General features: G+C 65.0%; 4 protein-coding genes. All 4 read right to left on the bottom strand.

From position 1 onward, the window contains the following. A partial coding sequence (locus VF515_00980; protein ID HEX7406200.1) for a prolyl oligopeptidase family serine peptidase occupies positions 1–1,550 on the bottom strand: 1,550 nt, incomplete at its 3' end. Between the two features lie 19 nt (positions 1,551–1,569). Continuing rightward, the gene (locus tag VF515_00975; GenBank protein ID HEX7406199.1) at positions 1,570–2,355 is read right to left on the bottom strand and encodes an energy-coupling factor transporter transmembrane component T; all 786 of its coding nucleotides are present in this window, start codon (positions 2,353–2,355) and stop codon (positions 1,570–1,572) included. A 71-nt stretch (positions 2,356–2,426) separates the two neighbouring features. Further along, positions 2,427–4,154 carry an energy-coupling factor transporter ATPase gene (locus VF515_00970; protein ID HEX7406198.1) on the bottom strand — a complete coding sequence of 576 codons (1,728 nt, stop codon included), beginning with the start codon at positions 4,152–4,154 and terminating at the stop codon, positions 2,427–2,429. A 1-nt stretch (position 4,155) separates the two neighbouring features. Then, positions 4,156–5,001: a QueT transporter family protein gene (locus VF515_00965; protein ID HEX7406197.1), complete on the bottom strand. Its 846-nt coding sequence runs from the start codon at positions 4,999–5,001 to the stop codon at positions 4,156–4,158. Positions 5,002–5,290: the final 289 nt, after the last annotated feature.

Below are 5,290 nucleotides of genomic sequence, written 5' to 3'. Positions count from 1 at the left end.
TCGCTGATGCCGTAATAGCTCGCACCGGCTTTGAAGGTGCGGCGAAACGTCAGCGCACACAGCGCGGTGTAGCCGCCGGCGCTGCCGCCGCTGATCGCGAGCCGCTTGCCATCGACGTCACCACGTCCCACCAGGAAGCGCGCGCCGTTGACACAGTCATCGACATCGACGATCCCCCACCGGCCTTCGAGGCGTTGCCGGTAGGCGCGCCCGTAGCCGCTGCTGCCACCGTAATTGACGTCGAGGACGGCGATGCCGCGACTGGTCCAGTACTGGACCTTGATATCGAGCGCACTCGACGCGGCCGCCGTCGGCCCGCCGTGGCACCGCACCAGCAGCGGCGGCCGTGCGCCGTTCGGTGCCGCGAAGTCGCGGTTGCGTGGCCGGTAGTACAGGGCGTGCGCGGTGAGGCCTGCCTCCGTCGGAAACTCGATTGCCTCGGGTACGGAAAGATAGCCGGGATCGAGCCCCGTTGTGCCGGAGCGGCGCAGCACTTCGAACCGTCCGGTTCGTAGATCGAGTTGAACGATCGCGGCAGCTTCGGTAGATGAGCCGCCGCGGAAGACGGCCCGGCCGCCGCCGACGCGGATGTCGGCGACGTCGGCGTACGGCGATGGAATCGGCTCAAGCGTGTGTGCGGCCGTGTCGAGGCGCCCGAGACCCCAGGTCCCTCCAGCTGCGTAGGAGCAGATCAATCGTTGGCGCGACTCGAAGCCGTAGGTCGACATCCCAAAGACCCACTGCGGTCTGCCAAAGTCCGCCGCCATCTCGCACAGCGGTTCGATACGTTCATCCTGCCAGCGGTAGAGGTTCCACCAGCCGGTCCGGTCGGAGATGAAATGCAGCACGCCGTCCGGCGACCACTCTGGCTGGAAGATCGATTCCGTCGCGCCGCCGGCAATGCGCCGAGCCCGTTCCACACGACCAGCCGCGCTCACCGCACCGCTCCACAGCTCCGTGCCGTCCCACGGCATGTTCGGATGGTTCCAACTCAGCCAGGCGAGGCGCGATCCGTCCGGACTGAGGCGCGGTGAAGAATAGAAGTCGCTTCCGTCCGCCAGCATCTGTACACCGCTGCTGCCGTCGAGGGTGAGGCTGACCAGCGTGTTGACCGGCTCGGAGGCGCCGCTGCGGTGGTCTTCGCAGATGCAGATGAGGCGCCCGCGGCGTGCGTCGACGATCGCATCGGCGTAGCGGCATCCCGGGGTCGCGGTGATCGCTTGCGGCGGCGTGCCCGGCCCCTGGCGATAGATCTGCTGATCGCCACAGTTGGAGAAGTACACGGTCCCGTCGCATACGGCGAAGTCGCCACTGCCGTATTCATTGGCGCGGGTGCGGGCGTTGAACGGCGGTGGCGTAACATCTGTGATTTCACCATCCCCGCTGCGCCACACGATGACGTTACGGCCACCCTCTTGCGGGCGCATTTCAACCCAGTAGACGTCCTCGCCGTCGAGCCCGACCTGTCCGAGGCCAATGACGCCCGCGGCGACGGCATCGGCGCTGAGTGGTGATTTCCATGACCCGTATGGCGCGACGTGCGGATTCATGACTTCCTTCGCAATCGGCTCAGGACACAGGAACGGCGGCGTAGCCGGCGTGCCACAGCGCCAGGTAGATTGCCGCCACGGCTATCGCCAGCGCCAGCGCGGCCGCGTCGCTGAGGCGGAACGGGAACTGCTCGAAGGTGGTCCGCTGCACGGGCGATTGAAAGCCGCGTGCTTCGAGCGCCATGGCCATGCCGTCGGCGCGACGCAAGGCACCCATGAAGACCGGCACGATGACCGGCACATAGCGCCGCGCCCGCTGCACCAGGTTGCCCTGATCGAAGTCGAAGCCGCGGCACCGCTGCGCTTGGATCACCGTCACGGCGGCGTCGACAAATACCGGGACCAGTCGGAAGGCGAGCGTCATCGTAAACCCGAGCTTGTACGGCATACCGGCGCGGGTGAGAGCGTAGGCGAACTCCTCGATCTTCGTGGTCGACAGGAAGACCACGCCGACGCCAAGAAAGGTATCGAGCTTGATCGCCATACCCAGCGCGAACTGTAGACCAGCGGTGCTGATGCTCAACGGGCCCCAGGCCAGGAGCGGCACTCCGGCGCGGAAGAACAGTGTCCAGATGATGAAGGTCATCACGAACACCAGGACGAACAGCCAGCGCAGACGCCAGACGTTGTGCTGCGCGCCCGCCAGGAGAATCAAGATGCCGATACCGGCCGCAACCGGCAGCATCACGGCGGGCTGTTGGCTGACGAATGCGGCGATGAAAAAGCACACCATGCCACACACCTTCACCACGGGATTGAGGCGGTGAACGAACGTGCGGCGCTCGATGTAGAGAAAGAGGGGCATGGCGATCAGCTTTCAGCCATCAGCGGTCAGCTTTCAGCAGAAGACCTTTCATTCTCACCGGCATCCAGCCTCTAGCCTCCAGCCCCTATCTTCTCCACAAATTCATCCACTGACAGCGGCGTGAAGCCGAAGCGGCGGCCGAGGCGGGTGATGTCCGGGGCGCAGAAGTGAGCCTGTTCGAGCAGCCCCTCTTGCGCCAACAGCGTGCGCAGCGGCGCATCGAGCAGCACTCGCCCATCCGCCATCAACACGCCGCGGCGCGCGTATTCCGCCACGACCCATGGCGTGTGGGTGATCATCACGATAGCAATCCCTTGCGCGTGCAACTGGGCGAACAGGTCCATCATCCGCCGCTGTTCGAGATAATCCAATCCGGTCGTCGGCTCGTCCAGAATCAGCAGCCGCGGACGCAACGCCAACACCGACGCGACCGCCAGGCGTTGTCGTTGTCCTTTGCCGAGCAGAAACGGATCCTCACCCTCCAGGCCGGTCAGCCCGACGGCAACCAGGGCGGCATGCACGCGATCCTCCACCTCCGGCGGCGGCAACGAAAGATTCTGCGGCCCAAAGGCAACCTCCTCGTGTACGGTGGCCGCGAAGATCTGGTGATCGGGGTTCTGGAACACGTAGCCGACATCAGCAGCCACGGTATTGATCGGCAGCGTGCGCATGTCCATTCCGCGCAGCAACACCCGTCCGGCGCTTGGCGATAGGAGACCGTTGAGGTGCTTGGCCAGCGTCGTTTTCCCGGAGCCGTTCTGGCCGATGATGGCGACAAACTCGCCCGCGTCGATGGTCAACGACACGCCGTCGAGCGCCCGCGCCCCGCCTTCGTAGGAAAACGTGACGTCTTCGACGCAAAGAAACGGGGTCGGGAAATGAGGGCCCGCGGTCGGCGGCTGGAGGTGGGACGCTGGGCACTGAAGATCAGAAATTATTTCCGACCCCTGACCCCTAACCGCTGACCCCCGACGAACCGCCGCTTCGGCCGCGTCCAGAGAACACGGTGGTGGTGACAGATCGAGCCGTGCCGCGAGCTGATTCAGGTCCGGCGCCCTGACGCCGTGCTGGCGCAGGAAATCTACTTGCGCCAGGACGCGCTGGGGCAGATCGTCGGCCACGATCTCGCCGTGGCTCATGATCACGAGACGGTCGGCGTGCTCCGCCGCGGCAATCTCATGCTCGATCACCACCAGTGTATATCCCTGACAGCGCATTGCCGCGAGCACGGCGAAGATCTCCAGTTTCCCCAGCGGGTCGAGATCGGTCGTCGGTTCGTCGAAGACCATGATGCTCGGCTGCAGCGCCAAAGTGGCCGCCAGCGCCAGCCGCTGCTTTTCGCCGCCCGAGAGCGTCGCCGGGTCGCGCCCCTCGAAGCCCTGCAAACCGACGGCTTGGAGCACCCGCGGCAGGCGCAGCCGCATCTCGTCTGGCGCGACGCCGAGCTGCTCCATGCCGAACACGACTTCTTGCACGACGTTGGTGGCGAACAACTGGGCTTCGAAATCCTGTGATACCAGGCCCACGATGCCCGCCAACTCGGCCACGCCTTCGTCGCGTAGCGCCTGGCCGAAGAGCGCAATCTCGCCGCAGAATGTGCCGGGTTGAAACGCCGGGACGATCCGGTTGAGGCATTTGGCCAGCGTTGTCTTGCCGGCGCCGGTGGCCCCCATGATGACCACCATTTCGCCGCGCCTGACCCGCAGCGACACATCGCGTAGGGCCAGACCGTTCTGATCGGCGTAACCGAAGGACAGATGTTCGAGGCGTATCGCCTCGTCGCTGCCGGAGAAGGCCACGTTACAGCAGGAGGACACCGACGGCCAACAAGGCCATCACCGGTATGAGGCCGAGGCCGACATCGGCCGCATGGGTTGTACTGGTGAGATCCGCATGCGCCAGGAACGGCAGAACGAGACGTCCCGAGGAGAGCAAATTGCCGAGCACCATTCCGGCAACGGTAGCGAACACCACGATCGCGAGACCCAGCCGGCGCGACCAGCGAAATCGCGGCGGCCGGGGCATGATGTCACGGTACAAAAGCTTCCCGCGCTTCACGCGTGGATAAATCACTGCCAGCAGAAACGGCGTCAGCACGACCGCCACCAGGAAGTTGTTGATCAAGATGATGTTGCCCAGGACCGAGAACGGGATGAAGCCGAGCAGATTGATGCCCCAGCCGATGCTCAGGGCACATACGGCGCTGGCCAAGAGCACCGTGCCCACAAAGGCGATCCACATGCCGGGCGTGTGCGGAACCGGGTCGCTGTCGGTAATCGCCTCCCACACTTTGTACGGGATCAGGCCGTAGAGGAAATTGCCCAGGAAGCCGAACAGATCTCCAGGACCGATGCCGCCGAAGAAATCGCCGATGACGTTGCCGATCGCCGCGCCCCAGGCGCCGGCCGGACCGAACAGGAAGGAACACACGACGGGCACGGCGTTCGCCGGGCGGAACTCGGTCACGCCCGGAATGATGGGCAGGACCTTGAAGGGAATCAGAATTGCCGCGTAGAGCGACGCGCTGATCGCGGTGAGCACGACCATGCGCGTGTTCCCCCACATGTCAACCAGGTCACGGGCGCCCGTCAGACGCCTCCGTGTCACGACCACACCCGGTCCCCCCGCTACACTCTGCGACGACATTGGCGGCAGCTACTTACCCCTTCGGCCTGCCGCTGTCGACCGCGTAGCTCCCTGGCGCGGAGCGGCGCGCGCCGATGTTCCCGCTGCCGCGTTACAGCCGCCGCTTCGGGGAGGGAAACCCTTCTTTGTCGCCATGGGGTTCCGCCTCGTGGGTCTGCGGTTCGGGCAGTACGGTCGCGTCACAGATGGGGCACGTCCCATTAGGTGGCTGTATCGCGAAGGTCTCGCCGCACTTCGGACAAGTGTATCGCACGACCTCAGCTTAGCGCACCGCCTGGCTTACGCAACT

The organism is Candidatus Binatia bacterium, assembly GCA_036382395.1.
In the GTDB taxonomy this organism is placed as follows: Bacteria; Desulfobacterota; Binatia; order HRBIN30; family HRBIN30; genus JAGDMS01.
Note: the sequence above shows the minus strand (reverse complement) of the source record. Positions and strands in the feature narration are given on the sequence as shown.

Excerpts from the sequence above, each read along its gene's own strand:
- VF515_00975 (HEX7406199.1), bottom strand. The coding sequence starts at position 2,355 with ATGCCCCTCTTTCTCTACATCGAGCGCCGCACGTTCGTTCACCGCCTC.
- VF515_00965 (HEX7406197.1), bottom strand. The coding sequence starts at position 5,001 with ATGTCGTCGCAGAGTGTAGCGGGGGGACCGGGTGTGGTCGTGACACGG.